The sequence below is a fragment of the Vibrio sp. 10N.261.51.C6 genome (assembly GCF_041471785.1).
In the GTDB taxonomy this organism is placed as follows: Bacteria; Pseudomonadota; Gammaproteobacteria; order Enterobacterales; family Vibrionaceae; genus Vibrio; species Vibrio crassostreae_C.
The window spans coordinates 1-26,017 of the sequence record NZ_JBFRPB010000053.1 but is presented as its reverse complement, the minus strand read 5'-3'; the positions used below and the strand labels follow the sequence as shown (position 1 = coordinate 26,017).

Below are 26,017 nucleotides of genomic sequence, written 5' to 3'. Positions count from 1 at the left end.
TTATGTGTTCTCCAACATCTCACTGTTTGAAGCACCTGGCGGTACTAGTGGCCATACGTTCTCTTCTTCATCGATAAGAACATGAAGTAGGTAGGCGGTTTTGCTCTCTAGCATCTCTTTTAGTGCTGGCTCTACTTCTTCTTTACGCGTGATGGTTTTACCCGGGATATCGAACGCTTTCGCTAGCATTACGAAGTCTGGGTTGTCATCTAGGATAGTTTCACTATGGCGGCCATCAAAGAACAGCGATTGCCATTGGCGAACCATGCCCAAACGAGAGTTATTAAGCAGTACCATCTTCACTGGGATCTGACGACGCTTCAATGTGCCAAGCTCTTGAATGTTCATCATGAACGAGCCGTCACCAGAGATAAGTATAGATTGGTCGTCAGGACGCCCAACCGATGCACCCATTGCAGCTGGCAAGCCAAAGCCCATGGTGCCTAAACCGGCAGAGGTAATGAAGTTCTGTGGATCGCGAGGCTGAATGTGCTGAGCTGCCCACATTTGGTGTTGGCCCACATCAGTCGATACGATAGAGCTTGCTGGCATCATGTCTGACAGTTGCTTCAACAGCAGTGGAGCAAAAATCAGATCACCAGGGTGGTCGTAACGCCATTTGAATGAGCTACGAAGACCTTCAGAGTGATGAACCCAAGAGGAGATGTCTTGGCTTAGCTCTAGTTGAGGCATGATCTTGTTGATGTCACCGCGAATTGGCGCATTGGCAAGACGCAGTTTGCTGAACTCAGCGGCATCGATATCGATATGGATAACCTTAGCATGCGGCGCAAAGGTATCGAGTTTGCCAGTTACTCGGTCATCAAAACGAGCACCGACAACAATCAACAGGTCACTCTCTTGAACCACAAGGTTAGCGGCTTTAGTGCCGTGCATACCCAGCATGCCAAGGTAGTGTGGGTCGTCACGTTCGATAGTGCCCAAGCCTTTCAGTGTGCTTACTGCTGGCATTGGGTTTAGGCGTAAAAACTCACGAACCGCATCGGTTGCTTTAGCAAGTTGAACACCACCACCTACGTATAAAACAGGACGGGTCGCTTGAGACAAAAAGTACTGTGCCTGTTCAATGGCATCAGTTGTCGCAACAGGAATTGCGGGTGGAGTAAATTCAGGAAGAGCGTTAACAGGTGCTTCTGCTAGTTGAACGTCTTTAGCGATATCGACGATAACCGGGCCAGGGCGGCCAGACTTTGCTACCACAAACGCTTCAGCGAGGGTTGGAGCTAGCTCTTCAATATCAGTTACTAGGTAGCTGTGTTTAGTACATGACAGAGACATACCAATCACATCCATTTCTTGAAATGCATCGGTACCAATGTGGGAACTTGCAACCTGACCTGTGATAGCAACCAATGGGATTGAATCCATAAAGGCATCAGCAAGGCCAGTGACTAGGTTGGTTGCACCTGGTCCCGAGGTTGCCATACAAACAGCGACATCTTGTGTTGCTCTAGCCATGCCGATCGCGGCCATAGCGGCGCCTTGCTCATGGCGACATAGGATATGTTCAACCCCGCCGTCATAGAGTGCATCGTAGATTGGCATGATGGCACCACCGGGGTAACCAAATACGGTCTCAATTCCTTGTTGCTTGAGTGCGGATACGACTAGTTCTGCGCCTTTCATCGGAATTCTCCCGTATTACCTTTATTTTGGTAACTGTTTCCTTTGTCTCTGCACATCTTGTGCTCCCATTCTTCCTGTAAATCGGCAAAGCCGAAAATGCTCAAAAATATAAAAATCGAATGTTTAAATTAGAAAAAACCCCCGGACTTGTCAGTGCGGGGGTTTTTTCTAATTCGTGGTTACTTTCTTCCCACTCGCCCCCGCGCAGTCTTAATAATGACTACGATAATCAGGTTAATCAGTGCGTAAATGCGAGCGTTAAAAATCATAATATTCGAGTTTTCTCGTTTATTGTCTTCAGTAAATGTCTACATCTCTAGTGTTATCACACAAATCTGCCGCATGACAAGGGAAATGTCATTCTTTTTTCACATTAAAATACCATTCCACCAAGCTATATAACAACCTTATCGCTTTGGTGAGCAACGAATATCCAGAGCGAATACTTTTAAATCAAAGACAAAGGAAAGTTATGGGACTCGCGATAATTCATAGCCGAGCTAGTGTGGGTGTAGAGGCGCCAGAAGTGACCGTTGAGGTGCATATAAGCAACGGAATGCCTGGCTTCACGCTGGTGGGTCTACCTGAAACAACGGTCAAGGAATCTAAAGACCGAGTGAGAAGCGCGATCATCAATTCTCGCTTTGAGTTTCCATCGAAAAGAATCACGGTCAATCTCGCCCCAGCCGATTTGCCCAAAGAAGGTGGCCGTTTTGACCTGCCCATCGCGCTTGGGATTTTGGTGGCGTCAGATCAGCTTCCGACATCAAAAATAGATCAACATGAATTTATCGGTGAGTTGGCATTGTCAGGAGAACTTCGCTCGGTAAAGGGCGTTTTGCCTGCGACGTTAGCCGCCGACAGTGTAGAGCGATGCTTAGTTGTCCCACATCATAACGGTGATCAGGCTGCGCTGGTGGGCAAGGGAGCGCATAAATCTGCACAAACCTTGTTGGAGGTTTGTGCTGACATGTGTGGACAGGCTCAGCTTGGGCTATATAGAACGGAACATCATCAGGCTGATGTTTCAGTGCTTCGCGACCTACAAGATATTATCGGCCAACAACAAGGAAAGCGAGCTCTAGAGATAGCCGCTGCTGGGAATCATAACTTATTGTTTCTTGGCCCACCCGGAACCGGAAAAACTATGCTCGCTTCTCGACTGCGTGACCTATTACCTGAAATGAGTGATGACGAAGCGATGGAAACCGCGTCGGTGGCCTCGTTAACGCAACAAGAAATCAATCAATACAACTGGAAGCAACGACCTTTTCGCTCTCCTCACCATTCCAGTTCAATGGCGGCATTAGTGGGTGGTGGTTCGGTGCCTCGCCCCGGAGAGATCTCTTTAGCGCATAACGGCTTATTGTTCTTAGATGAGATGCCGGAGTTTGAGCGCAAGGTGCTTGATTCATTACGAGAGCCACTAGAGTCGGGCGAGATCATTATCTCCCGTGCTGCGGGCAAGACTCGTTTTCCTGCGCGTTTTCAATTGGTCGGTGCACTTAACCCAAGTCCAACGGGTTATTACGAAGGTAACCAGGCGCGCGCCAACCCACAGATCATCCTGCGTTACCTCAATCGCTTATCTGGGCCCTTGCTGGATAGGTTCGATATGTCATTGGAGATACCTCTGTTGCCAAAAGGAATGTTGGCCGAAGGCGGTGATCGCGGTGAAACCACTCAAGTAGTTAAGCAAAGGGTTAGGCAGGCGCGAGAGTTAATGCTATCTCGCAACCATAAATCGAATGCACTGTTAGGTAGCCGAGAAATTGAGAAGTATTGCCCACTGCGACGCGAAGATGCAGAGTTTCTTGAGACAGCACTACATCGCTTGGGTTTATCGATTCGTGCTTATCATCGAATTATTAAGGTGGCACGAACCATTGCCGACCTTGACGGTAACGAGCAGATCGAAAAGAAACATCTATCAGAAGCGCTAGGCTATCGCGCGATGGATCGCTTGCTGAAACAACTCACGGCTCAAGCTGTCTAGCAAGCAGAAAAAGCCTGCTTAGATGCAGGCTTTCGTTGGATTGCAGTTCATACTCGCTAAGGTTAGAACTTGTAGTTCAAGCCAACTGAAACGATATATTGAGACTCGTCGTAGAAGGTAATGTTCGAGTCGCTGGTGCCGTAGCCTGCCAGTGAAATAAACGACCAGTTTTCCCAATCCATGAATTGATCATACTCATAGGCGGCGAATAGGTTGATATTGTCGTCGCTGCGTTTCTTGTCGTAGATCGGGTTGCTCGCATCGTAAGAGCGTTGGTTGTAACCCGCTGTTAGTGCGTACTGGTGACGCCCCATGCCACCAAACAAGCTTACCTCACCACCGAATTGGTCGTAAGATTCAGCTTTACCATCAGCATCACGTGTTTGATAGATGACGGATGGAATAAGCATCATGGTACGACTGAGTGGCAGGCGATATTGACCTTTCAAGTAGAGAGTATTGGCATCTCGTTTGAGCTCTTGATCTTGAATATCATCCTTGTCGACATCTTTGGTCGCATAGGCCATGTCTAGCGAGAAAGCTGAGCCCGCAATGTTGCTTAGCTTCAAACGAAACGCATTGCCAGTTTCATCGGTCTTGGTGCGAGCTGATGTGGTGTTGTATGGATCAGCCCAAGTTTCACCAGACATAATGGTTGGCAGCAGTGAAGCGTCGATCACCATGCCTGACTCAAGTTGGTATTTGTAACCGACTTCGAGAACTACAGTACCTGTTGCTACATCATCTCGCGCGGTACCTGTGTATACCTGATGGTTTAGCTTTTCACCAAAGGTATAAGCAACACTACCTAAAGGAGCAACCAGAAAAGAGCTTTCCGAAGAAGCCTTCTGATCTGTGGATGAAAGATTGCTATCAGCATCGGTATTAAAGTTCGAGGTGGAAGAGGTAACCCCGGTATTGAGAGAGATTTCACCACTGAAACCTTGTTGGTCTGCAAGCTTGGCAAAAGCGGGAGAAGCCGCAACGCTCAATGCCAAGAGAGTTATTTTTATTTTCATTCAAGGGCTCCTTGCCCACCGGTTCTTAGGACGGGTTATTAATAGCAGTAAAGCTTTAAACTTCCAGGTTAATTATTTATCAATAATGATTTTTGAACTAGCAAAAAAAAAGGAAGCCGAAGCTTCCTTTCATCAATGGCTTACTTCTTTAATAAGAAGTTCACGAGCTCGAAGTACTCATCAAGAGAGTTGATACCTTGAGCTTCTACTAGGTAGCGGTTGTTAACCACAACAGCGGGTACACCTGAAAGGCCGCTGTCTTTGAATGCTTTGTCGAAGCGACGAACCATAGAATCTACAGCAAAGCCATTATACGCAGCATCGAATTTCTTCGCATCAACGCCTTCGTCTAGGAAGATTTGACGCAGTTCTTCTTCATCACGTGGTGGCTTGTTCATTGTGTGGATGCGGTTAAACATCACTGGCACCATTTTATCTTCAACTTTCAGTGCAATCATTGTCGCGTAAGCTTTGCTCATTGGCAGACCCATGTTGCCACCCATGAATGAAACATGGTTCTTCTGTAGCTTAGCGTCTTTAGGTAGCTGTTGTTTTAGCTGCTGGATGATTGGCTCAAAGCTATTACAGTGTGGGCAGTAAAAAGAGAAGAACTCTGTCACCATTGGTTTTTTTGATGCTTCTAGGTCGAGAACTTTGTAGTGTTCACCTTCGTTAAATTTCGCAGCGTGAGCGGTAAGGCTCAACATGATCAATGAGAAAAATGCGAATAGCTTTTTCATTTATCCAATCTCCATTATGTTTGAATTTTTATCTAGTTGTATGTTGTGATTGCTGTTACCACTGAGGCATTAACGAAAGTGGTGGCTCTTGCAGGGTAGCAATTTGCTCTTTACAAGCAAGTACTTGTTGCTCCCAATATTTCGGATCATTAAACCACGGGAAGGCCAGAGGAAACGCAGGATCGTGCCATCGTTTCGCCAACCATGCCATGTAATGCACCATACGTAGACCGCGTAGTGGTTCGATTAGTTTCAGTTGTGCGGTATTAAAATCGCAAAACTCTTGGTAACTCTCTAGCAAAATATCCAGTTGCATCAGCTTATCTTGGCGCTCGCCATTGAGCAGCATCCACAGATCTTGTATCGCAGGGCCGTTACGTGCGTCATCAAGATCGACGAACATTGGCCCATCGCGCCACAAAATATTGCCAGGGTGGCAGTCACCGTGCAGGCGGATATTCTCAATGCTGCTCGGCCACTGGCTCTCTAGCTCTTTGATCAGAAGGTCAACGTCATTGAAGAAGGCATTTTCTAGGTGCGTCGGGATAAACTGAGAGTTCTCTAGAATCTTACGTGGCTGATAAAGGTATTCATCTAAGCTGATGGTCGGGCGATGCTGGAATGTTCTTCCCGCGCTGGCTTTATGAATACGACCAAGAAAGCGTCCTACGCCTTCCAATTGATCTAGATTGTCAACTTCATACTGTCTGCCGCCAACACTTTCAAATAGTGCAAATAGGTAGCCTTGGTATTCATGTAAGGTTGCACCGTTGATTCGCATTGGAGGCGCAACCGGCATCTCTTGTTCGATAAGCTCGAGTGCGAAGTCATGCTCTTCTTGGATCTGTGCCTTGTTCCAGCGTTGTGGACGGTAAAACTTAACGACGTAGCGCTTACGGTCTTCATCGGTGAACTGATAGACACGGTTTTCGTAACTGTTGAGAGCGAGAAGCCCGGATTCAGCGCGAACTCCGATGCTCTCCAGTGCGTACCACATGAAGTCAGGAGTCAGGTTATCAAAGTTAAAGGCTTGCATCGTCATAGAATAAAAAAGGCTCATTACTGAGCCTTTTTCCATTTATTGGGTTGTTATACCAAGCACTAAGGTGCGGGTATCAGAGCTTCTTGATAAAGCGGCTTTCGACTTCCATCGTAAACTCTTCATTATCCGAGAGTATAAACTGAATTGTCGAAACTGGTGAGCTCAGTTTTTCTGGGTCGGCGCCCAAACTGATAGGTAGGTTCAAAACCTCGCCTGGATTGACAGTAATCGTCTGTTTACCATACCAGATAGAATCGGGCAGTCCGCTAACATCGAGTTTGTACTCTTGCTCTTGTTGAGTCTTGTTGATCACTTTCAAGGTGTAGGTGTTTTCAACCAACCCTTGGTTATTGACTCTAAACAGTTGGTTTCGGTCACGCAGAACACTTAGGCCGGCAGGATCAACGCTCGCGATTTGGGCGAAGAACAAGCCCAGCATCACGATCAAGATAGCGCCATAGCCCAACAGCTTGGGACGCATTACCTTGGTCGAGTGACCTTCAAGTCTGTGCTCGGTGGTGTAATTGATCAGGCCTTTCTCATAGCCCATACGCTCCATCGTGTTGTCACAGGCATCAATACACGCGCCGCAGTTAATACACTCGTATTGCAGGCCGTCACGGATATCGATACCCGTAGGGCACACTTGTACACACAGATTACAGTCAATACAGTCGCCTAGACCAAGCTCTTTTGGATCGGCTTTACGAGAGCGAGGGCCACGGCTTTCACCACGTTCTGTGTTGTAACCAACGATGAAGGTGTCTTTATCGAACATTGCCGACTGGAAACGCGCGTAAGGACACATGTGCAGACAAACAATTGAACGCATCCAACCCGCATTGGCATAAGTACATCCAGCAAAGAACAGTACCCAAAACACCGGCCAGAAAGACGAGTTAAAGGTAAAGAAGCCAACCACTAACTCTTTGATTGGGATGAAGTAACCAACAAAGGTTAAGCCCGTCGCAATGGCAATCGCCCACCACGCAATGTGTTTGAGGGTTTTTCTGAGGATTAAATTGCTCGTCAGTTTGCCCGAGTCTTGTTTTCTTCGCTTATTGGCAGCGCCTTCTAGCTTCTCTTCGAACCAGATATACATGAAGGTCCAGACGGTTTGCGGGCATAAATAGCCACACCAGACGCGGCCTAAGAAGGTGGTTATGAAAAACAGGCCAAACGCGGCAATCATAAATAGGATCGCGAGTAGGGTCAGATCTTGCGGGTATAAGGTGGTGCCAAAGAAGTTGAACTGTTGGCTGCCGATATCGAGCAAGATCGCTTGACGTTCACCAAAGGGAATCCATGGGATAAGCGCAAAAAGTAAAAGTAAGAACCAACCGCCATAGCGACGCAGTTGTTGGAATTTACCTTTGCTTTCTCGAACATAGATTCGGTTACTTGGGTTAAATCGATCTCCATTACCTTTATGTGTTTTCGGGTTAAAGGTTTTAGGAGTCACATCTTTGATATCGATTTTATCCTGACTCATGGACTATCCTTTTTGTGGCTTGTTTGCCCGGTTAAGTCGGGCATGACGACATTACTTGAAAGTATGGTTTAGAGAACCCGTTGAAATTGAGCTTGGTGCATTTGTTGTTATCGCACTCACTCTTATTATTTTAGAAGATTCTTATGGATGGCGATTATAGCGACAATCTTGTTCTCATTTCTTTAACGCTATCAACCTTTAACAACAAAAGTCATAACAGTTGTGACGAAAAAATAGCGAACAGAAACAAAAAAGCGACCTGGTGGTCGCTTTTTAAAATTGAGTATTTTATCTATGCGGCAATTGAGTTCTAAACAAACGGGCGACTAAAGAAGGCCACGTGCTTTTAGAATTGCGGTTTTGAAATCATCTTCTTGGTCTTTTTTCAGGCCCGGGATCATTTCATCTTTTTCGCTGTTGCGCATTTTTAGGTGGTAGATAAGAACATCGTCAGTCAGTTCTTCAAGCTTGCCTTGGTAGCCCGCTTCTTTTGATAGCTTAATGATGAACTCTAATAGGTTAAGCTCTTGATCTTTCTGCCACTCAGGCTCCATCAGTTCAAGCAGTTCTTCAATGCGGTGACACTTCATACTTTATTTCTCCACAAATTTTATAATGATTTGTGGCTAAGGTATCAAATCGGGTAGGGAATACCAATGTGTAAACACATTTCAAGATGGGAGCGGGCAAGAAAAAAGCGCAGTAAAAACTGCGCTTTTTGTTAAGCGGCTTTAATCACTTTTGTTGTAGTCGGTGCTAATAAAGCAGTCTTCTCAACTAGAGTCATTGTCGGAGCCAATTTCTTAGCCGTTGGAGCAGCAACAAAGCCACTACGACGACGCATCGCACTACGGTTGGTGTGCGAGAACCTGACAGCTGTTGGGCGCATTAATTTACCTAACGGTCAGGCATATCCATTGCCAATCTAATGGCCTGATTTACCATGAGCTCCACCTCAATTGCTTGAAGCGTCACTCGTCTGGCTTTCGCCAATCCGAAGAATAAATCAGGATAATGATATGCATGCATATCAAGGCTTAGATTATCACTATCTAAGTTATCGATCGACGCCTGAGTGATAAATAGACGATATTAGAGCTAAAATAGTGTGAGCAGTATATTTGAGTTTGAACCTCTTTCAGGCTTAAGATGATGCTTTAAAGGAGGTGCATATGTCGTTCTTAAAGAAAACGTTAGCAAGTTTTGGAATTGGATCTGCCAAGGTGGATTCTGTATTGCAACAGGAAGTGCTTTATCCAGGCAAGAAGGCGAGCATTATTGTGCATGTCTATGGTGGCGCTCAGCCACAAGAGATCGACAATATCGATCTCAACTTGTGCTGTCGTTACGTCAAAGAAATTACTATGAATTCGCAAAGGCAAGAGGGCGGTCAAACACGTCGAATGCACCAGACATACTCGTTGGCCAAATGGAGCCTGCCGTATGCCTTTGTTATTCAGCCGGGTGAAACCCGTGATTTTGAATGTGAGTTTGATGTCCCGCTGAACACACCTGTCACGATTGGTGATTCAAAGGTGTGGCTAGAAACCGGGCTCGATATTGCGATGGCGATTGATCCATCGGATAAAGACATCTTAACGGTGCGCCCTGACGCACTCCTCGATGGTATTTTTAACGAGCTTGAAGCTCAAGGTTTACGCATTCGCCAAGTTGAGTGCGAAGCAGTAGAGGGCTTTGAACTGCCATTTGTTCAAGAGTTTGAGTTTGTCCCTACCACTGGTCCATATCATGGCCGCTGGCGTGAACTGGAAGTGGTTGCTCATCGTGATGAAACCGAGCTTAAGTTGTGGTTTGAGATAGACCGTAATCGCGATGGTGCAAAAGGCATGTTGGCGAGCTTGTTAGGCATTGGCCAACTGCAGCGTCAATTGAGTGTGCCATTGGATACGTCACCACAAGATGCGGGCAAGATGGTACTTGAGTATCTAGACAACGCATCTTAGTTAGCTCTTTGGTTCTGTAGCTTTAGAGACCTTAGCTTCATCACACCGTTTAGGCGTTATTAATGTCATAAAAGATGTCATAAAAATTTAAGCTTACACGTGTAAGCTTAATGTGCAATACTAGGCAAATCGAACATTTACTCTAGTAGGATAATCATGTCTGCATCATCGGCGAGCGAATACAGTGACATCGAAGAACGCGCCAATGCGATAACCCATGGCTTGGGTGTTGTGCTTGGCGTGGTTGGTTTAATCCTGCTGCTGATTCGTGCGTTTGACCATCAAGCCGACATACTGACTATTGCGAGTATGGCGGTATATGGCAGCAGTATTATCCTACTCTTTCTCGCTTCCACGCTTTATCACTCGATCACCACAGAAAAGACCAAGCGATTACTGAAAACTCTCGATCACTGTGCGATCTACTTATTGATCGCGGGCAGTTACACGCCATTTTTATTGGTGAGTTTAAGAACACCATTGGCGATGGGTTTGATGGCAGTGATTTGGGGTATCGCGCTAGTCGGAATCATTATGAAGATTGCCTTCGTCTACCGATTTAAGCGTTTGTCATTGGTGACTTACTTGGCGATGGGTTGGTTATCGCTGATTGTGGTTTATCAACTGGCGATGAATATCGAGATGGGTGGTTTGGTGCTACTAGCACTCGGTGGCGTGATTTACTCGTTGGGTGTGATTTTCTATGTGGCAAAACGCATCCCTTACAATCATGCCATCTGGCATTTGTTTGTGTTGGCGGGCTGCGCTTGCCATTTCTTCGCTATTTATTTGTACGTGACTCCGGTTTAGCGAGCCAGTACCTCAGTAATCTCAGCTTTAATCTGATATTCAGGGTGTTGTTCTAGGTCGAGCTTGATGAGCTTGCCTTCTTCACCCGTCTTTGGTCGTAGGTATGTGTCGGCCATTCGTTTGATTGATTTCCACACAGCAACTTCTTCTTCTGCCAACAACTCACCTTCTGCAGTAAATACGCTGATGTTAAGTGATACCAAAATGACCGCTTGAGTGCCTTGGTTAGTGATGGCTGTCGGAATGATAAGCTCACCATCTTCATAGCGACTTGCACCCAGTACAACATCCACTCCTGACTGAGACAGCTGTAAGCTTGGCTTTTTACTATTAACCACAATCGTAGTGCCACGCGTGTTCGTTGCGACAGGTACGGCTACGACAGGCACTGCAGTCTCTGATGTTGTCGTTGCTGCTTCCGTTTGCTTTGGTGCCACGTATTGCCAAGTAAAATCATCTTTGAGTAACACTTGCTTGCCATCAGGCAAGGTGACCATTTGATCAGCAAAGGCAGAACTTACGAATACTGAGTTTGCGAGCAATGCGCTAGCGAGAAGTACGTATGATTTCATCTGTGTTTCCTTGATTTTGTGCTTGGTTAACGTCGCCAAAAGGCTGGGAAAAATAGAACAATGAGCGTCAATATCTCGAGTCGCCCCATCAGCATTCCTAAGCTTAGCAACCATTTAGCGGCGTCGGGCAGTGGAGCAAAGTTCCCGGTTGGACCGATAACGCTGCCCATACCAGGACCAACGTTGGCAACGGCTGTGATAGCGCCAGATATACTGGTCACGGGATCAAGCCCCATCGCGCTCAAGCCACCTGCAATTAAGATAATCGTAATAAAGAACATCAAACCAAATGCGACTAGTGAACGCACAATATCGTCATTCACCGGTCGCTGATTGTAGCGTTGAACAAACACGCCCGACGGGTGAATCAGTTTCATCATCTGCTTATGAAGCATGGTCATCGCGATCTGGAAGCGGAAGATCTTGATACCACCAGAGGTTGAACCTGAGCACGCGCCCGCCATCATTAAAAAGGCAAACAGCGTGGTAGGCAAAGCGCCCCACGCGGTGAAATCTTCTAAGCCAAAACCGGTTGTGGTTACGACTGACACAATGTTGAACATCGAAACACGCATCGCATCCATGACTGTGTAGCCATCTCTAACCACCAACCATGTCGATATCACGGCACTGGTGACCAAGAATAGATAGGTGAAACCTCTCACTTGCGCGTCTTTGTAGAGGATAGAGAGTTTTCTACCACGCAGTGCGCTAACAAACAGTAGGAACGGCAGACCACCAAGGAACATGAACAGGGTTCCTACCCAGTGAGCACTGTTAGAGAAGTGGTTCATTGAGCCATCTGATGTTGAGTAACCACCCGTAGACAGTGTTGTGAAGGCATGATTGATTGCGTCAAAGATACCCATGCCTGCAAACAGGTAGCTAATGATGCACAACCCAGTCAGAACCAGATAAACCGCCACGATGTTCTTGGCGACCGTTTTCGCTCGTGGGCTGCTTTTATCTGACCAATCGGATGATTCGGTTTGGAACAGGCGCATACCACCGACGTTGAGCATTGGCAGAACCGCTACCGCCATAACGATGAAGCCGATGCCACCTAACCATTGCAGTATAGAACGCCACAACAGAATACTTGGAGCCATGCTGTCTAAGCCGCTTAATACGGTTGAGCCTGTCGTGGTGATACCAGACATGGTTTCAAAATAGGCGTCAATGAAGCTGATGTGGTTGATGAAGACAAACGGCAGTGCAGCAAAGGCACTGGCTATCGTCCATACCAGAGAGGTGATCAGGAACATGTCCCGTACCCCAAGTCGGAACTTAGCTGAACGGCCTAAGCTCAAGCAGATGAACGCCACAATGTGCGTGATCACTACCGACTGACCAAACTCGAGGAAGCCACCGGTGCCTGTGAAAAAGGCAACCAATGTAGGGATGTACATGAAAAGGGCGAGTTTTGATAACACTAACCCTATCACTAATAATATCGGACGAAAGTTGACCATAGCTTAATAGACCATAGCTTTAATTGATTACAGCTTTGTGCCGGAGCGCCGTTCTCACAAAAGAAAGTTGCGAGAAGAAGCTCACGAGAACAAGGCTATAAGAAGAACGGGCTCGGTTGGAATAGAGACTCAACATCCGGTACGTATTTCTTGTCCACTAGGAACATCACTACGTGGTCATCCTGTTCGATTACGGTTCTATCGTGCGCGATAAGTACTTCTTCTCCGCGAACAATCGCACCAATAGTGGTGCCCGGTGGTAACTTGATGTCGCCAATCGCTCGGCCAACCACTTTAGAGGTGGTTTCGTCACCGTGAGCAATCGCTTCGATCGCCTCTGCAGCGCCGCGACGTAGAGAGGATACGTTTACGATATCAGCACGACGAACGTGAGTAAGCAGCGCAGAAATGGTCGCTTGCTGTGGCGAGATAGCAATATCAATCACACCACCCTGAACAAGGTCTACGTAAGCACCACGCTGAATCAGTACCATTACCTTCTTGGCACCCATTCGCTTCGCCAGCATGGCTGACATGATGTTGGTTTCATCTTCATTGGTTAGGGCGATGAACACGTCCACTTGATCGATGTTCTCCTCGGTCAGCAGCTCTTGATCGGCGGCATCACCACAGAATACGATGGTGTTTTCTAATTCTTCAGACAGCTTCTCGGCGCGAGTGTAGCTGCGCTCGATAAGCTTGATACTGTAGCTCTGCTCAAGGCGTTTTGCCAAGCTTGCACCAATGTTACCACCACCGACAATCATGATGCGGCGGTACGGTTTCTCTAGGCGCTGTAGCTCACTCATTACTGAGCGGATGTGGTTACTCGCTGCGACGAAGAACACTTCATCATCGGCTTCAATGATGGTGGTGCCTTGTGGACGAATAGGGCGACCTTGACGGAAAATAGCGGCAACACGGGTATCAATGTGCGGCATGTGCTCACGCAAAGCAGACAATGCGTTACCAACCAGTGGACCACCGTAGTAGGCTTTTACTGCTACTAGGCTAACCTTCTGTTCAGCAAAGCTCACAACCTGCAGTGCGCCTGGGTATTGAATCAGGCGCTCGATGTAGCTGGTCACTAGCTCTTCGGGTGCGATCAGGTGATCGACTGGGATGGCACCTGATTTGAATAACGCTTCTTTCTCTTCTAGGTATTGAGGAGAGCGAATACGAGCAATTCGGTTCGGCGTATTGAAAAGAGAGAAAGCAACCTGACACGCAGCCATGTTGGTTTCATCCATGTTGGTTACGGCAACCAACATGTCGGCATCTTGCGCACCCGCTTCACGTAGTGTGTTTGGGTGGCTGGCATAACCGTTTACAACCCTAAGGTCGTACTTATCCTGAAGTTCACGAAGTCGGTCAGCATTACGGTCGACAATGGTGATGTCGTTGTTTTCACCAACTAGGTTTTCAGCAAGGGTACCGCCAACTTGTCCAGCACCCAGGATAATGATCTTCATAGCCTTTCTCTTTTCTTTACCGTGGTAATTCTAGTTATCTAACTTTATTTTGATAATGCACTAGAAAGAAACAGCGGCTAAGAAATAAATTCTTAGCCGCTGTTAGTTATTATGCCTGTTTTACTAGAACTGCGTAGTAGAAGCCATCCATATCTTCTTCTCCAGGTAGTATTTGACGACCCGGATTTTCGATATCAGACCCAACCAACGTAGCGTTCTCAGTGCGTGCTAGGAATGCTTTCACTTGCAGCACGTTTTCTTGCGGCGTGATAGAACAAGTCGCATAAACCATGGTGCCGCCTTCTTTCAGCTGACGCCACATTGCATCCATAATCTCGCTTTGCAGTTCAGCCAGCGCATCAATGTCAGACGCACGACGTAGCCACTTGATGTCAGGGTGACGGCGAATGACGCCAGTCGCTGAACAAGGTGCATCAAGCAGAATACGGTCGAACTTATCACCCATCCACCACTCTTCAGGGTAGCGAGCATCACCACAAATTACGTCGGCACGCAGTTGCAGGCGCTCAAGGTTATCGTAAACGCGGTCTAGACGTTTGATGTCGCAGTCAATCGCAACCACTTCAGTATCTTGAGTGTGCTCAAGAATGTGTGCCGTTTTACCACCTGGTGCAGCACAACAATCTAAGATCAGCTCACCATCTTTTGGTGTTAGGTAATCAACCGAAAGCTGAGCGGCAGCGTCTTGCACTGATACCCAACCTCTGTCGAAGCCAGGAAGCAAAGTAACATCACAAGGTGCAGCTAATTTTATGGCATCAGCAGCTTCAGGGTGCAATGTGTATTCAATGTTTTCGTTTTTAAGCAGTTCAACATACTCGTCACGAGTGTGGTGTTGGCGGTTAACGCGCAGCCACATTGGTGCCTTACTGTTGTTTGCTTCAACCAGTTGCTCCCATTGATCTGGGTAGCTCTCTTGAAGCATTTTTAGAATCCAGCTTGGGTGGCCGTATTTGCCTGCATTGTGACTAACGGCTTTCTCGTCCAGTTCTTCTTGGTCACGTAGGTAGCTACGTAGCACAGCGTTGATCAAACCACTCAGGCTTGGACCACGCAGTGTTTTAGTGCCCTCAACCGTTTCAGCAACCGCGGCATGCGAAGGGATACGCATGAAGCTTAGTTGGTAAATGCCCACCAAGATTAGGTGGTGGAATACACGCTTTTTACCTTTAAGCGGGTTTTCCATCAGTTCGTTAGCGATTGACTCTAAACGAGGCAGGTAACGAAGTGCGCCGTAGCAAATCTCTTGCAGTAGAGCATGGTCTCGTGGACGGATCGTTTTTTGAGCCGCAGGGAGAGCGTGTGACAGAGAGTGGCCTTTATCGACAACTTGGAATAGGACATTTGCAGCAGCAGCGCGAACATTCATGAGGGGTACCGAATATTTATTTGAATACATGAGGGCATCTCTGCCCTCGTAAAGGTTTTCTAAGCTGCGTAATTAGCAGCTTTAAAAGCGGATTAAGAAAGTTGTGTACCAACTTCAAACCAGCTTGCACGTGAGTTCAAGATATCCTGAACTGACATGGCTTTTTTACCTGGAACTTGCAGTTGTTCAAGAACAAGTACGCCTTGCCCTGTCGCAACATAGATACCAGTTTTATCCGCTTGCAGAATGGTACCTGCAGGCTTATCAGAAGTTTGCTCTGCCACACGGCTTTGCCATACTTTAATGCTGTTCTCAGCAGCTTCAAAGTGACTCATTGGCCATGGGTTGAAGGCACGAACGCAGCGCTCAATATGCGCAGCTTCATCACTCCAGTTGATACGCGATTCTTCTTTGCTTAGCTTCTTCGCGTAGTTCGCAAGCTCATCGTCTTGCTTTTCTGCAACTGCTTTGCCAGAAGCGATGTCCGCTAGACATTCAACAAGCGCATCAGGGCCAAGGCCCGCTAATTTCTCGTACATTGATGCGCTAGTATCTGTCGCTTCGATAGGCAGCGTCGCGATACTTAGCATGTCGCCAGTATCTAGGCCGATATCCATCTGCATGATCGTCACGCCTGTCTCTTTATCACCTGCCCAAATAGAGCGTTGAATCGGAGCAGCACCACGCCAGCGCGGTAGGATAGAGCCATGTACGTTGATACAACCTAAGCGAGGTGTATCTAATACAACTTGCGGAAGCAATAAGCCGTAAGCGACAACAACCATGATGTCAGCGTTCAATTCAGCTAGCTCTTGCTTAGCCTCATCTGACTTGAAGTTTTCTGGTTGGTAAACCGGAATATTGTTTTCAAGTGCGATGTTTTTTACTGGGCTCGCAGTGAGTTTTTTACCGCGGCCTGCTGGGCGATCTGGCTGTGTGTAAACAGCAACAACTTCATGCTCCGAAGACAACAACGCCGCCAAGTGACGGGCGGCGAAATCCGGAGTACCTGCAAAGACAATTCTTAAAGACTGACTCAAGGTAGGCTTCCTTCTAATTTAGTAATAGCAGCGGTTATTAACCTTGTTTCTCGTTGAAACGTTTAATCTTCGCTAGCTTATCTTGGATACGTTTACGCTTTAGTGGCGATAGGTAATCAACAAACAACTTGCCTTCTAGGTGGTCAAGTTCGTGCTGAACACAGATAGCCAGAAGGTCGTCAGCGTCGAATGTGAATTCGTTGCCGTCACGGTCTAGTGCTTTAACCGTTACTTCTGCAGCGCGAGGTACTAGAGCTCGAGCGCCTGGTACAGATAGGCAGCCTTCTTCGATTCCATCTTCGCCGCGCTTCTCAGTAATTTCAGGGTTGATAAGCACCATTGGCTCATCACGTGTTTCTGAAATATCGATAACAACGATGCGTTGGTGGAAATCTACTTGCGTTGCCGCAAGGCCGATACCTTCTTCGTCGTACATGGTTTCAATCATGTCATCAACGAACTTTTGAATCTCTGGGGTAACTTCTTTTACCGGTTTCGCCACGGTACGTAGACGATCATCTGGTAATGTTAATACTTGTAATACAGACATATACACTCGAAATATTGAACTGTGCCGAAACAGCTTAAACCTTGTTGGCTCAATTCTAGACATTTTAGAGGTCAAATGACAGCATCCTGAAGGTAATTCTCAAATCAGATGTCATATATTCAGACCAAGGAACCTAGGTCATGCGTCATTTTTCTCCCATTTTTTCTCTTGTTTGTGCCTCGCTTTCGTTCGCCGCTACGGCTGAAAATAGCGCTCAACCTTTAACCATTAAGCAGGGCGCACCTGAGGCGTATGTGGTGGTAAAGGGCGATACCTTATGGGATATATCTGCGATGTATCTTGATAGCCCGTGGTTGTGGCCAAGGTTATGGCAGGTAAACCCTGAGATAGAAAATCCTCACCTTATTTATCCCGGAGACAAACTGTCGTTGGTTTGGATTAATGGTGAACCTGTCTTGAGCCTCAAGCCTGTTATCAAACTCAGCCCTAAGATTCGTGTTTCTGAGAAGAAAGCAGTACCTACCGTCAACGAGGGACTGGTTCTACCTTATTTACAGTCTGATCGCTTGGTAGAGCAGCAAGATATCGAATCGGCACAACGAGTATTAGGAACCAGTGATGGTAAACGTTTCTTATCGGGTGCAGACCGGTTGTTTATCTCAGGTAACCAACAACATCAAAAGTGGGGTATCTACCGCGCAGTTGAAACCTACCAACGGCAGCAACCCCAAGCGAGTATTACCTCTTTGCGACTGGTCGCCACTGCGCGCTTAAAAGAGGTGGATGCTGAGTTCAGCAGCTTGCAGATAGACACTCAGCTGCAAGAGGTGCTGCTTAATGACCTTGTGCTACCAGAACTTGGTGTTGATCAGGTGAAGCTCTCTACCACGTTTTATCCTGCACCTAGTGCGGCAGGTCAGTTTGCTAATATCTTGGGCTCATTAGATGGCAGCCAGTACAGCGCGAAGAATCAGGTAGTGGTGATCAACAAAGGTTCACAGGATAACCTTCGCCAAGGTTCTATGTTTACCCTCAGTGAAAGCGGTGCTGTGGTGTTTGGTAAGCAGGGTGAATACAGCTATAAAGAGTCTGCGGCGAGTAATAAAGTGCAGCTACCAAGTACCTCGCTCGGTAGCTTGATGGTCATTCGTCCTTATGAGTATTTTAGCCTCGCGTTGATCACTCAGAGCTCTAAGCCTGTTAGCAAGGGCATTCTGGCAGTATCGCCTTTGGATCTTGCTTTGACAGAAGAGGTTAAGGGCACCGAGTGAATGAGCAACAACTGAGTGCTTGGCTAACTCTAAGTTTTGTTCCTCAATTGGGTGGCAAACGCCTTTCTCGCCTGCTGAGTATCGATTCCCCTTCGAACATTGTTGGCTACTCAAGCCAGCAGCTGCAAGTGATGGGTTTATCAGGCAAACAAATTTCTTATCTAAGAGAGCAAGCCCCAAGAGAAGTGGAGGCTTGCTTATCATGGCAAGCAAAACAGCCTAACCATCACATCATTACCCCTAATTGCCCACGTTATCCCAAACTGCTTAATGAGATTGCCTCTGCGCCCAGTGTTCTTTTCGTTAAAGGTCACGTTGAAAAACTGATCGAGCCTCAAATCGCGATGGTCGGCAGCCGCAATGCCAGTATTGAAGGACTGCAGACCGCCAAGTCCTTCGCCAAAGAGTTTGTCCAAAACGGTTTAATTGTCACCAGTGGCTTAGCTTTAGGTATCGATGGCTATGCTCATGATGGTGCTCTAGATAAAAGAGGGGAAACTTTTGCAGTGTTGGGGTCTGGCTTGGACTCCATTTATCCTGCCCGCCACCGAAATCTAGCTGAGAGGATCTGTGAGAACGGAGCGCTGATTTCAGAGTTTCGTCCAAGCGCCAAACCACGACCTGAACATTTCCCCCGTCGTAACCGTATTATAAGTGGCTTGTCGTTAGGAACCTTGGTGGTGGAAGCAGCTGAAAAGAGTGGTTCTTTGATTACGGCTCGCTATGCCATGGAGCAAGGCCGAGAGGTGTTTGCGCTGCCCGGTTCAATTCATAGCCCAACCAGTCGCGGAGGTAATAGCTTAATTAAAGCTGGAGCATGTTTAGTACAAAATGCTCAAGATGTTCTGATTGAAATAAAGAGTCTGTTAAACTGGTCTATAGATCAGCAGCCGAGCTTATTCGAACCTACGCCGAATGAGGGTGAAAATGAACAATTGCCATTTCCACAGCTGTTAGCTAACGTAGGATTAGAGGCGACACCCGTTGATATTTTGGCACAGAGAACCCATATACCTGTGCATGAAGTCATGATGCAGCTTTTAGAGCTTGAGCTCTCAGGGCATGTTGTTGCAGTTTCCGGTGGCTATATTCGAAAGGGGAGAGGCTAAGCTATGATGATGGACATACTGATGTACTTGTTTGAAACCTACATCCATAGCGATTCTGAATTGCAGGTGGATCAAGACGAACTTGAAGATGAACTTCTTCGAGCGGGGTTTCACCAAGATGATATTTATAAGGCTCTCCATTGGTTAGAAGACCTTGCTGCACTGCAAGATACCGATAACCAAGCGGCGATTACTATGTGCTCTAATACCTCGATGCGTGTTTACACAAGTAAAGAGATATCACGTATTAATATGGAGTGTCGTGGTTTCTTGTTGTTCCTTGAGCAGATCAACGTCCTCACGACAGAGATTCGTGAAATGGTGATTGATCGTGTCATGGGGTTAGAGACCAATGAATTTGAGTTGGATGATCTGAAGTGGATTATCTTAATGGTACTGTTCAATGTACCGGGTAATGAAAGTGCTTACACGCAAATGGAAGAGCTGTTGTACACCAAAGAGCAAGGTATCTTGCATTAATACAGGCTTATCATGAGTAGTAAGATTGATAATCAGCTTTTTTCAGCACATGAACATGCGTTAGAGCATGAACCATGTCCACAGTGTGGTGGGGAGCTTCAGCTTCGCCATGGTAAGCACGGCCCATTTTTAGGCTGTAAGCAGTATCCGAGCTGTGATTACATCAAGCCTCTTCATCAAAATGATGGTCATGTGGTGAAAGAGCTGGGCGTTCCGTGTCCTAAATGCCAAAACGAATTGGTATTAAGGCAAGGTCGCTTTGGGATGTTCATTGGCTGTAGCAGTTATCCAGAGTGTAATCACATCGAATCTTTGGACCAACCGAAAGAACAACCTGAAGAGCAGCCACTTGTTGCCTGCCCTGAGTGTGGTCGAGGCCACTTGGTTGAGCGTAAATCTCGCTATGGCAAAACCTTCTATGCGTGTGATAACTACCCTAAGTGTAAGTTCGCCGTTAATCAGCCACCAGTTATAGGTCGTTGTGAAGAGTGCCAGTTCCCGTTGTTACTTGAGAAGAAAACAGCCAGTGGCACTAAGAAGCAATGTGCTGATCGCAAGTGTCATCACATTCAATCTCAGTAGTCATGTTAATCACAGTAAGTGAATGACCAGAAACAAAAAAACGGCGCTCACTGAGCGCCGTTTTTGTATCCAATAAACTTTTTATATCAATAAGCCAATGTAGGCTTACTTCATCTGCTCAGCAAACTCATGCACAGCAGGGTAGGCTTGCTTATCAAGAATCTCAGCCAATGAGCACAAAGCTCTTTGTAATTCTGCGTTGTAGTCAGCGCTCACGTTAATGTGACCCATCTTGCGACCTGCACGCTTTTCTTTGCCATACCAATGAACATGACAACCACCTTGAGCAAGAATAGCCTCAGGAAGAGTATCTTCGCCAAGAATGTTGATCATTGCGGTTGGACGAATCAGTTTAGTGCTACCTAGTGGCATGCCACACACTGCACGTAGGTGGTTTTCAAACTGACAAGTCTCTGCGCCTTGTTGCGTCCAGTGGCCCGAGTTATGAACACGTGGTGCAATCTCATTAACAAGCAGTGAACCTTGAACATCAAAGAACTCAAGTGCTAGCACGCCAACGTAATCTAAACGCTCAGCAATGGCAGTGAACATGGCTTTAGCTTGCTCTTGCAGTTCAATGTCATCAATCGCTGTCGATAAGCTCAACACGCCGTCGGTGTGAACATTCTCAGCCAGTGGATACACTTGAACCTCGCCATTGGTATCACGAGCACCAACCAGTGATACTTCGCGGTCAAACGGAACAAACTCTTCAGCCACAATCGCTTGGTTGTCGGTCGCGGTAATGCACTCAGCCATTTCTGCCCAAGTCGCGTCAACATTGTCTAATGTCTTTAAGCGCCATTGGCCCTTGCCGTCGTAGCCGCCAAGTGTGCTCTTCAACACCATTGGTAAGCCAACGTAAGCAATTGCAGCGTCAAAGTCTTCGCGAGAGTTAACCACGTAGTACTTAGCATTCTTCACGTTCGCTTCGTCTAACAGGGCTTTTTCAAGACGACGGTCACCGCCAGCTTTGATTGCTTCTGTTGTCGGTAAGAACTTACCGCTGCGCTCACACACCTCAAGTACATCGTGAGGAATATGTTCGAATTCAGCAGTAATGACGTCCGCACGCTCAATCGCATTTTCTAAGCCGTTACCTAGAATCGCTTGCGTTAATGGGTGAACAATATTTTTGCTGCCAACATCAAAAGCAGAAATTTCAATATTCAGCGGTGCCCCAGCTAGGGACATCATGCGAGCAAGTTGGCCCGCGCCTAACACAAGAACATGCATGGAAATTAGTCCTCTGCAGGGTTTGGATTAGCCAAAACCGTTTCTGTTTGCTCAGAACGGAATGCTTCTACTTTTGCCATTACTTCTTCATTGTGTGTACCAATGATTTGAGCCGCTAGGATGCCTGCATTGGCAGCGCCAGCTTCACCGATAGCCAAAGTACCTACCGCGATACCTTTTGGCATCTGCACGATAGAAAGCAGAGAGTCCATGCCTTTCAGTGCTTTAGACTGAACTGGAACACCCAGAACTGGTACGCTTGTGAAAGCAGCAGCCATGCCCGGAAGGTGCGCTGCACCGCCAGCACCAGCAATAATTACTTTAATACCGCGCTCTTTCGCACTGGTTGCGTAGTCTGCAAGCAACTGAGGTGTGCGGTGAGCAGAAACCACTTTTGTTTCGTACGCCACGCCAAACTGATCCAACATTTCTGCAGCTAGCTTCATTGTTGGCCAATCAGATTTAGAACCCATGATAATACCGACAGTCATCTCAAACTCCTTCAGGTACGATTTAATTAGTGATTAGATATTTTGCGCGCATTATACGGGTAAAATTACTTAAGGAAAACGTTTGCGTCAGTCTAAGTTGTTAATTGATACATTTTATAAACAAATAGCTTTAGTCACAGTGAATGATAATTTGTACACTTAGCGAGTTCGATAACTGACTTAATGAGGCAACCCGTGGATAACTTTCAACATACATTGCAGGCATTACAACAAGGTGAAGTCATTGCTTACCCGACCGAAGGCGTTTTTGGGGTTGGTTGTGATCCTGATAATCCACATGCCATCAAGAAATTACTCGAGTTAAAACAGCGTCCAGTTGAAAAGGGCTTGATCTTGATTGCTGCAAGTTACGAGCAGCTGCTTCCTTATATTGATGAAAGCCAGTTGACGGAAGAACAGTTGGTAACAGTGAAAGCGACATGGCCAGGTCCGGTCACTTGGATTATGCCAACCAGCAGCAAAGTTACTGACTGGGTCAGCGGCCAGTTTGATTCCATCGCGGTACGAGTGACGGATCACCCTTTGGTTCAAAGAATGTGTAATGAGTTCGGCAAGCCGTTAACCTCTACCAGTGCCAACCTGACTGGCGAGCCGCCTTGTATGACGACTGAAGAAGTTCAACAGCAACTGGGTCAACACTTAGTCGCGATTCTAGAAGGCCAAACGGGTGGCCGTGAGAAGCCAAGCGAAATTAGAGATGCAAAAACGTCGAAAATATTAAGACAGGGTTAAACCCTGCAAAGGAAGTAAGATGTCAGCAATTGATAAAGAAGCAGTAAAGCAGTTTTTACTGAGCCTACAAGATTCGATTTGCCAGCAGCTTGAGCAAGCTGATGGTGTAGCGTTGTTTGAAGAAGATGCATGGGAGCGAGAACCTGGCGATCGTCTAGGTGGCGGTGGTCGTACTCGCGTGATGACCAATGGTGCTTTATTTGAACAGGGTGGAGTTAACTTCTCTCACGTCGCTGGTAAAGCAATGCCTGCCTCTGCAACCGCTCACCGTCCTGAGTTAGCCGGACGTAAGTTTGAGGCGATGGGGGTTTCATTAGTTATCCACCCTAAAAACCCATATATCCCAACCTCACACGCGAACGTTCGATTCTTCATTGCGGAAAAAGAAGGGGAAGACCCGATTTGGTGGTTTGGTGGTGGTTTTGACTTAACGCCATTTTATCCTGTCGATGAAGATTGCCAATCTTGGCATCAAACTGCTAAAGATCTTTGTGCGCCGTTTGGTGATGATGTTTATCAAGAACACAAAGAGTGGTGTGATAAGTACTTCTATCTTCCTCACCGAGACGAAACACGTGGTGTTGGTGGTCTGTTCTTTGATGACTTAAATGAGTGGGGTTTCGATAAGAGCTTTGCTTATATGCAGGCTGTCGGTGAAGGTTTTGCTGCGGCGTACTTACCTATTGTCGAGCGTCGCAAAGATACACCTTATGGCGAACGTGAGCGTGACTTCCAACTATACCGTCGTGGCCGCTATGTTGAATTCAACCTAGTTTACGACCGTGGTACCTTATTTGGCCTGCAAAGCGGTGGGCGCACAGAGTCTATATTGATGTCGATGCCGCCGTTGGCTCGTTGGGAATATCGCTATGAACCGCAAGCGGGCTCACCAGAAGCTCTGCTTTATAGTGACTACCTCAAACCTCGAGTTTGGTAGTTCTTCCTTCCTTATAGGGATAGTGATAGGGTCATCTATATAGATGACCCTTTTTATTATTTCTGTTAGGTAAGGATATGACACAGCAAGTAGATCGTTATGCCGTTTTCGGTAATCCTATTGGGCAAAGCAAATCGCCATTCATTCACACATTATTTGCTCGCCAAACCAGCCAACAACTTACCTATACAGCATTACAGCCAGAGCACGGTCAATTTATCACTGCTGCCAAAACCTTTTTCAGCGAAGGTGGTCGAGGGTGCAATGTCACAGCGCCTTTTAAAGAAGATGCCTATCAGTTAGCCAATCGCCTAACTGAGAGAGCTGAACTAGCTGGTGCCGTAAATACCCTTAAGAAGTTAGATGATGGAGAGATCATTGGTGATAACACCGATGGTGAGGGCTTAGTTCAAGACCTGCTTCAACATCAAGTCACGCTAAAAGGAGCACGTGTTCTTCTTCTTGGCGCTGGTGGTGCTGCGAGAGGAGTGATTCAACCTCTTCTCGACCAAAAGCCACAACAGCTGGTGGTCGCTAATCGAACCAGCTCCAAGGCTGAACTTCTGGCTGAGATGTTTTCGTCGCATGGCAACATCAAGGGGATGGGTCTAAGTGATGTTAATGAAGGCTTTGATGTCATTATTAACTCTACCTCATCTGGTCTAAGCGGGCAGCTTCCTGAAGTGTCTGAGGTGATTTTCAATTCTACTAGCGCCGTTTATGACATGGTTTATGGATCTGGAACGACGGTATTCAATCAATGGGCATTAGATAATGGTGTTCATGCTGCTTATGATGGTTTGGGTATGCTAGTGGGGCAGGCAGCAGAAAGCTTTATGCTTTGGCGTGGTCTTCGTCCGGGAACAAAACAGATTTTAAGAGAATTACGTAAAAACCTAGAGATGTAATGAGGTATTTATAAAAAAATGAATCAATCAATTCTATTTCCAGATATCCAAGATTGGAATGAAGAGAATCAAACAATCACCTTCCCTGCACAACAGTCGGGCGCATTGATTGAATGTGTCATGTCTATTGAAGAATTATCACGATTGGTAGGTAAAGAGATAAAAGAGGGCGATCAAGCTTTAGTTATCTTTTCTGAGTTACGTTTCGATATTGAAGAGCTAGCGGAAGAGTTAATAGAAGAAGAGGAGTATGACTCCTCTAATCGGATTCAGATCAAAGCGCTTTAGACTGGAAGTACAGAGTCTAGATAGTCGTTTTTATTCTGAACATAGTTGTCAGCGGACTTCTGTAAAAAGGCACGCTCTTTATCATTTAATGGGCGTGCTTGTTTTACTGGGCTTCCTACATATAGGTAACCACTTTCAAGTATCTTATTAGGCGGCACTAAGCTACCAGCACCAATCATGACTTCTTGTTTGATAATCACGCCATCCAACACGATAGCTCCCATGCCAACAAGTACACGATCTTCAATTGTGCAGCCATGCAGTATTACTTTATGTCCGATAGTGACATCATTACCTATTAATAGAGGATAACCCTCAGGGTTTTCTGCATTCTTATGGGTGACGTGCAAAACGCTGCCGTCTTGGATATTCGTTCTATCTCCAATATGAATGTGGTTTACATCTCCTCGAGCTGCAACCAAAGGCCACACGCTAGAGTCGTCACCGATTTTGATATCACCAACCAGTACCGAACTTGTATCTATATAGACGTCTCTCCCGATCTGAGGTGATATACCTTTATAACTGCGTATTGAACTCATAAATCCTCCTTTATATAGGCACATTAAGCCCTTAATTAAGAGGAATACTAGTGAAAATGGCATGTTTTGAACAAAAAACGCTCGAACAATCAAAAAAGTAAGAAAAACTTCAAAAAGGGCTTGCCAGTGTGATCGAAATCTCTATAATGCGACCTCGTTGAAACGGGAAGGCTTCGTAAGAAACCAAAACGAATCAGCAGGTCAAATTAGCCAAGCTAAGCGCTTGAAAAAAATTTTGAAAATAGTGGTTGAC

The 26,017-nt window shown here is 46.5% G+C and carries 27 protein-coding genes; 11 read left to right on the top strand and 16 right to left on the bottom strand.

The features are described from left to right. On the bottom strand, positions 1-1,647 hold the full coding sequence (gene ilvG / locus AB4375_RS14250; protein WP_102321080.1) for an acetolactate synthase 2 catalytic subunit: 1,647 nt from the start codon (positions 1,645-1,647) through the stop codon (positions 1-3). A 472-nt stretch (positions 1,648-2,119) separates the two neighbouring features. Here ilvG and AB4375_RS14245 point away from each other — a divergent pair, with 472 nt between their 5' ends. Continuing rightward, entirely contained in the window at positions 2,120-3,643 is a 1,524-nt protein-coding gene (locus AB4375_RS14245; RefSeq protein WP_372051839.1) for a YifB family Mg chelatase-like AAA ATPase, read from the top strand. Between the two features lie 62 nt (positions 3,644-3,705). Here AB4375_RS14245 and AB4375_RS14240 read toward each other — a convergent pair whose 3' ends face one another. The 6 genes from AB4375_RS14240 to AB4375_RS14215 all read right to left on the bottom strand — a co-directional run bounded on the left by AB4375_RS14240 (position 3,706) and on the right by AB4375_RS14215 (position 8,825). Beyond that, the gene (locus AB4375_RS14240; RefSeq protein ID WP_017069572.1) at positions 3,706-4,662 is read right to left on the bottom strand and encodes a DUF2860 domain-containing protein; all 957 of its coding nucleotides are present in this window, start codon (positions 4,660-4,662) and stop codon (positions 3,706-3,708) included. 140 nt (positions 4,663-4,802) lie between these two features. Then, positions 4,803-5,402, bottom strand: a complete 600-nt coding sequence (locus AB4375_RS14235; protein ID WP_017063015.1) for a thiol:disulfide interchange protein DsbA/DsbL — start codon at positions 5,400-5,402, stop codon at positions 4,803-4,805. A gap of 55 nt (positions 5,403-5,457) precedes the next feature. Next, complete coding sequence (locus AB4375_RS14230; RefSeq protein WP_017071765.1) at positions 5,458-6,444, bottom strand: serine/threonine protein kinase; 987 nt, start codon at positions 6,442-6,444, stop codon at positions 5,458-5,460. Between the two features lie 73 nt (positions 6,445-6,517). After that, on the bottom strand, positions 6,518-7,936 hold the full coding sequence (ccoG, locus tag AB4375_RS14225) for a cytochrome c oxidase accessory protein CcoG (RefSeq protein WP_017069573.1): 1,419 nt from the start codon (positions 7,934-7,936) through the stop codon (positions 6,518-6,520). A 326-nt stretch (positions 7,937-8,262) separates the two neighbouring features. Then, positions 8,263-8,526 carry a YihD family protein gene (locus tag AB4375_RS14220; protein WP_009848104.1) on the bottom strand — a complete coding sequence of 88 codons (264 nt, stop codon included), beginning with the start codon at positions 8,524-8,526 and terminating at the stop codon, positions 8,263-8,265. 131 nt (positions 8,527-8,657) lie between these two features. Then, positions 8,658-8,825: a hypothetical protein gene (locus AB4375_RS14215; protein WP_004739323.1), complete on the bottom strand. Its 168-nt coding sequence runs from the start codon at positions 8,823-8,825 to the stop codon at positions 8,658-8,660. Between the two features lie 283 nt (positions 8,826-9,108). Here AB4375_RS14215 and AB4375_RS14210 point away from each other — a divergent pair, with 283 nt between their 5' ends. Continuing rightward, a complete protein-coding gene (locus AB4375_RS14210) occupies positions 9,109-9,900 on the top strand; it encodes a sporulation protein (RefSeq protein ID WP_017058778.1) in 792 nt (263 codons plus the stop codon). Between the two features lie 156 nt (positions 9,901-10,056). After that, positions 10,057-10,710 carry a hemolysin III family protein gene (locus AB4375_RS14205; protein ID WP_017063010.1) on the top strand — a complete coding sequence of 218 codons (654 nt, stop codon included), beginning with the start codon at positions 10,057-10,059 and terminating at the stop codon, positions 10,708-10,710. Here AB4375_RS14205 and AB4375_RS14200 read toward each other — a convergent pair. The 6 genes from AB4375_RS14200 to def form a co-directional block, all read right to left on the bottom strand. After that, the gene (locus tag AB4375_RS14200; RefSeq protein WP_017065828.1) at positions 10,707-11,282 is read right to left on the bottom strand and encodes a DUF3157 family protein; all 576 of its coding nucleotides are present in this window, start codon (positions 11,280-11,282) and stop codon (positions 10,707-10,709) included. The two genes, AB4375_RS14205 and AB4375_RS14200, sit on opposite strands and share 4 nt — an antisense overlap. Positions 11,283-11,308: 26 nt before the next feature. Next, a complete protein-coding gene (locus AB4375_RS14195; RefSeq protein ID WP_029235459.1) occupies positions 11,309-12,754 on the bottom strand; it encodes a TrkH family potassium uptake protein in 1,446 nt (481 codons plus the stop codon). Between the two features lie 95 nt (positions 12,755-12,849). Further along, positions 12,850-14,226: a Trk system potassium transporter TrkA gene (gene trkA, locus AB4375_RS14190; protein WP_004735766.1), complete on the bottom strand. Its 1,377-nt coding sequence runs from the start codon at positions 14,224-14,226 to the stop codon at positions 12,850-12,852. Positions 14,227-14,335: 109 nt separating this feature from the next. Next, positions 14,336-15,616, bottom strand: coding sequence for a 16S rRNA (cytosine(967)-C(5))-methyltransferase RsmB (gene rsmB, locus AB4375_RS14185; RefSeq protein ID WP_017058774.1), 1,281 nt, complete (start codon positions 15,614-15,616; stop codon positions 14,336-14,338). Positions 15,617-15,708: 92 nt separating this feature from the next. Beyond that, positions 15,709-16,656 carry a methionyl-tRNA formyltransferase gene (fmt, locus tag AB4375_RS14180; protein WP_372051838.1) on the bottom strand — a complete coding sequence of 316 codons (948 nt, stop codon included), beginning with the start codon at positions 16,654-16,656 and terminating at the stop codon, positions 15,709-15,711. Positions 16,657-16,693: 37 nt separating this feature from the next. Continuing rightward, positions 16,694-17,206 (bottom strand): peptide deformylase, encoded by a 513-nt coding sequence (def, locus tag AB4375_RS14175; RefSeq protein WP_017058772.1) that lies wholly within the window; start codon positions 17,204-17,206, stop codon positions 16,694-16,696. A 140-nt stretch (positions 17,207-17,346) separates the two neighbouring features. Here def and AB4375_RS14170 point away from each other — a divergent pair, with 140 nt between their 5' ends. From AB4375_RS14170 to AB4375_RS14155, 4 genes are read left to right on the top strand one after another with little or no spacing between them, the layout of a single operon-like run. Continuing rightward, the gene (locus AB4375_RS14170; protein WP_372051837.1) at positions 17,347-18,438 is read left to right on the top strand and encodes a LysM peptidoglycan-binding domain-containing protein; all 1,092 of its coding nucleotides are present in this window, start codon (positions 17,347-17,349) and stop codon (positions 18,436-18,438) included. Next, positions 18,435-19,547 carry a DNA-processing protein DprA gene (gene dprA, locus AB4375_RS14165; protein ID WP_372051836.1) on the top strand — a complete coding sequence of 371 codons (1,113 nt, stop codon included), beginning with the start codon at positions 18,435-18,437 and terminating at the stop codon, positions 19,545-19,547. The genes AB4375_RS14170 and dprA overlap by 4 nt, the downstream gene beginning before the upstream one ends. Positions 19,548-19,550: 3 nt before the next feature. Further along, positions 19,551-20,027 carry a DUF494 family protein gene (locus AB4375_RS14160; protein WP_029235095.1) on the top strand — a complete coding sequence of 159 codons (477 nt, stop codon included), beginning with the start codon at positions 19,551-19,553 and terminating at the stop codon, positions 20,025-20,027. A gap of 12 nt (positions 20,028-20,039) precedes the next feature. Further along, the gene (locus tag AB4375_RS14155; protein ID WP_017069578.1) at positions 20,040-20,609 is read left to right on the top strand and encodes a type I DNA topoisomerase; all 570 of its coding nucleotides are present in this window, start codon (positions 20,040-20,042) and stop codon (positions 20,607-20,609) included. Positions 20,610-20,714: 105 nt separating this feature from the next. Here AB4375_RS14155 and AB4375_RS14150 read toward each other — a convergent pair whose 3' ends face one another. Continuing rightward, positions 20,715-21,845 carry a 5-(carboxyamino)imidazole ribonucleotide synthase gene (locus tag AB4375_RS14150; RefSeq protein WP_017069579.1) on the bottom strand — a complete coding sequence of 377 codons (1,131 nt, stop codon included), beginning with the start codon at positions 21,843-21,845 and terminating at the stop codon, positions 20,715-20,717. Between the two features lie 5 nt (positions 21,846-21,850). Continuing rightward, positions 21,851-22,336, bottom strand: a complete 486-nt coding sequence (purE, locus tag AB4375_RS14145; protein WP_004735777.1) for a 5-(carboxyamino)imidazole ribonucleotide mutase — start codon at positions 22,334-22,336, stop codon at positions 21,851-21,853. Positions 22,337-22,531: 195 nt separating this feature from the next. On the opposite strand from purE, the gene AB4375_RS14140 reads away from it, so the two are divergent. The 4 genes from AB4375_RS14140 (at position 22,532) to AB4375_RS14125 (ending at position 25,222) form a co-directional block, all read left to right on the top strand. After that, on the top strand, positions 22,532-23,089 hold the full coding sequence (locus AB4375_RS14140) for an L-threonylcarbamoyladenylate synthase (RefSeq protein ID WP_017058767.1): 558 nt from the start codon (positions 22,532-22,534) through the stop codon (positions 23,087-23,089). A gap of 19 nt (positions 23,090-23,108) precedes the next feature. Continuing rightward, positions 23,109-24,026, top strand: coding sequence for an oxygen-dependent coproporphyrinogen oxidase (gene hemF, locus AB4375_RS14135; protein ID WP_017069580.1), 918 nt, complete (start codon positions 23,109-23,111; stop codon positions 24,024-24,026). Positions 24,027-24,103: 77 nt separating this feature from the next. Continuing rightward, complete coding sequence (aroE, locus tag AB4375_RS14130) at positions 24,104-24,934, top strand: shikimate dehydrogenase (RefSeq protein WP_017067739.1); 831 nt, start codon at positions 24,104-24,106, stop codon at positions 24,932-24,934. Between the two features lie 18 nt (positions 24,935-24,952). Then, complete coding sequence (locus AB4375_RS14125; RefSeq protein WP_017069581.1) at positions 24,953-25,222, top strand: DUF1488 domain-containing protein; 270 nt, start codon at positions 24,953-24,955, stop codon at positions 25,220-25,222. Here the strand turns inward: AB4375_RS14125 and AB4375_RS14120 are convergent. Next, complete coding sequence (locus AB4375_RS14120; RefSeq protein WP_017069582.1) at positions 25,219-25,764, bottom strand: gamma carbonic anhydrase family protein; 546 nt, start codon at positions 25,762-25,764, stop codon at positions 25,219-25,221. The two genes, AB4375_RS14125 and AB4375_RS14120, sit on opposite strands and share 4 nt — an antisense overlap. Positions 25,765-26,017 lie beyond the last annotated feature (253 nt).

Coding starts and splice junctions, on each gene's coding strand:
- ilvG (WP_102321080.1), bottom strand. CDS start 1,647: ATGAAAGGCGCAGAACTAGTCGTATCCGCACTCAAGCAACAAGGAATT.
- AB4375_RS14245 (WP_372051839.1), top strand. CDS start 2,120: ATGGGACTCGCGATAATTCATAGCCGAGCTAGTGTGGGTGTAGAGGCG.
- AB4375_RS14240 (WP_017069572.1), bottom strand. CDS start 4,662: ATGAAAATAAAAATAACTCTCTTGGCATTGAGCGTTGCGGCTTCTCCC.
- AB4375_RS14235 (WP_017063015.1), bottom strand. CDS start 5,402: ATGAAAAAGCTATTCGCATTTTTCTCATTGATCATGTTGAGCCTTACC.
- AB4375_RS14230 (WP_017071765.1), bottom strand. CDS start 6,444: ATGACGATGCAAGCCTTTAACTTTGATAACCTGACTCCTGACTTCATG.
- ccoG (WP_017069573.1), bottom strand. CDS start 7,936: ATGAGTCAGGATAAAATCGATATCAAAGATGTGACTCCTAAAACCTTT.
- AB4375_RS14220 (WP_009848104.1), bottom strand. CDS start 8,526: ATGAAGTGTCACCGCATTGAAGAACTGCTTGAACTGATGGAGCCTGAG.
- AB4375_RS14215 (WP_004739323.1), bottom strand. CDS start 8,825: ATGCGCCCAACAGCTGTCAGGTTCTCGCACACCAACCGTAGTGCGATG.
- AB4375_RS14210 (WP_017058778.1), top strand. CDS start 9,109: ATGTCGTTCTTAAAGAAAACGTTAGCAAGTTTTGGAATTGGATCTGCC.
- AB4375_RS14205 (WP_017063010.1), top strand. CDS start 10,057: ATGTCTGCATCATCGGCGAGCGAATACAGTGACATCGAAGAACGCGCC.
- AB4375_RS14200 (WP_017065828.1), bottom strand. CDS start 11,282: ATGAAATCATACGTACTTCTCGCTAGCGCATTGCTCGCAAACTCAGTA.
- AB4375_RS14195 (WP_029235459.1), bottom strand. CDS start 12,754: ATGGTCAACTTTCGTCCGATATTATTAGTGATAGGGTTAGTGTTATCA.
- trkA (WP_004735766.1), bottom strand. CDS start 14,226: ATGAAGATCATTATCCTGGGTGCTGGACAAGTTGGCGGTACCCTTGCT.
- rsmB (WP_017058774.1), bottom strand. CDS start 15,616: ATGAATGTTCGCGCTGCTGCTGCAAATGTCCTATTCCAAGTTGTCGAT.
- def (WP_017058772.1), bottom strand. CDS start 17,206: ATGTCTGTATTACAAGTATTAACATTACCAGATGATCGTCTACGTACC.
- AB4375_RS14170 (WP_372051837.1), top strand. CDS start 17,347: ATGCGTCATTTTTCTCCCATTTTTTCTCTTGTTTGTGCCTCGCTTTCG.
- AB4375_RS14160 (WP_029235095.1), top strand. CDS start 19,551: ATGATGATGGACATACTGATGTACTTGTTTGAAACCTACATCCATAGC.
- AB4375_RS14155 (WP_017069578.1), top strand. CDS start 20,040: ATGAGTAGTAAGATTGATAATCAGCTTTTTTCAGCACATGAACATGCG.
- AB4375_RS14150 (WP_017069579.1), bottom strand. CDS start 21,845: ATGCATGTTCTTGTGTTAGGCGCGGGCCAACTTGCTCGCATGATGTCC.
- purE (WP_004735777.1), bottom strand. CDS start 22,336: ATGACTGTCGGTATTATCATGGGTTCTAAATCTGATTGGCCAACAATG.
- hemF (WP_017069580.1), top strand. CDS start 23,109: ATGTCAGCAATTGATAAAGAAGCAGTAAAGCAGTTTTTACTGAGCCTA.
- aroE (WP_017067739.1), top strand. CDS start 24,104: ATGACACAGCAAGTAGATCGTTATGCCGTTTTCGGTAATCCTATTGGG.
- AB4375_RS14125 (WP_017069581.1), top strand. CDS start 24,953: ATGAATCAATCAATTCTATTTCCAGATATCCAAGATTGGAATGAAGAG.
- AB4375_RS14120 (WP_017069582.1), bottom strand. CDS start 25,764: ATGAGTTCAATACGCAGTTATAAAGGTATATCACCTCAGATCGGGAGA.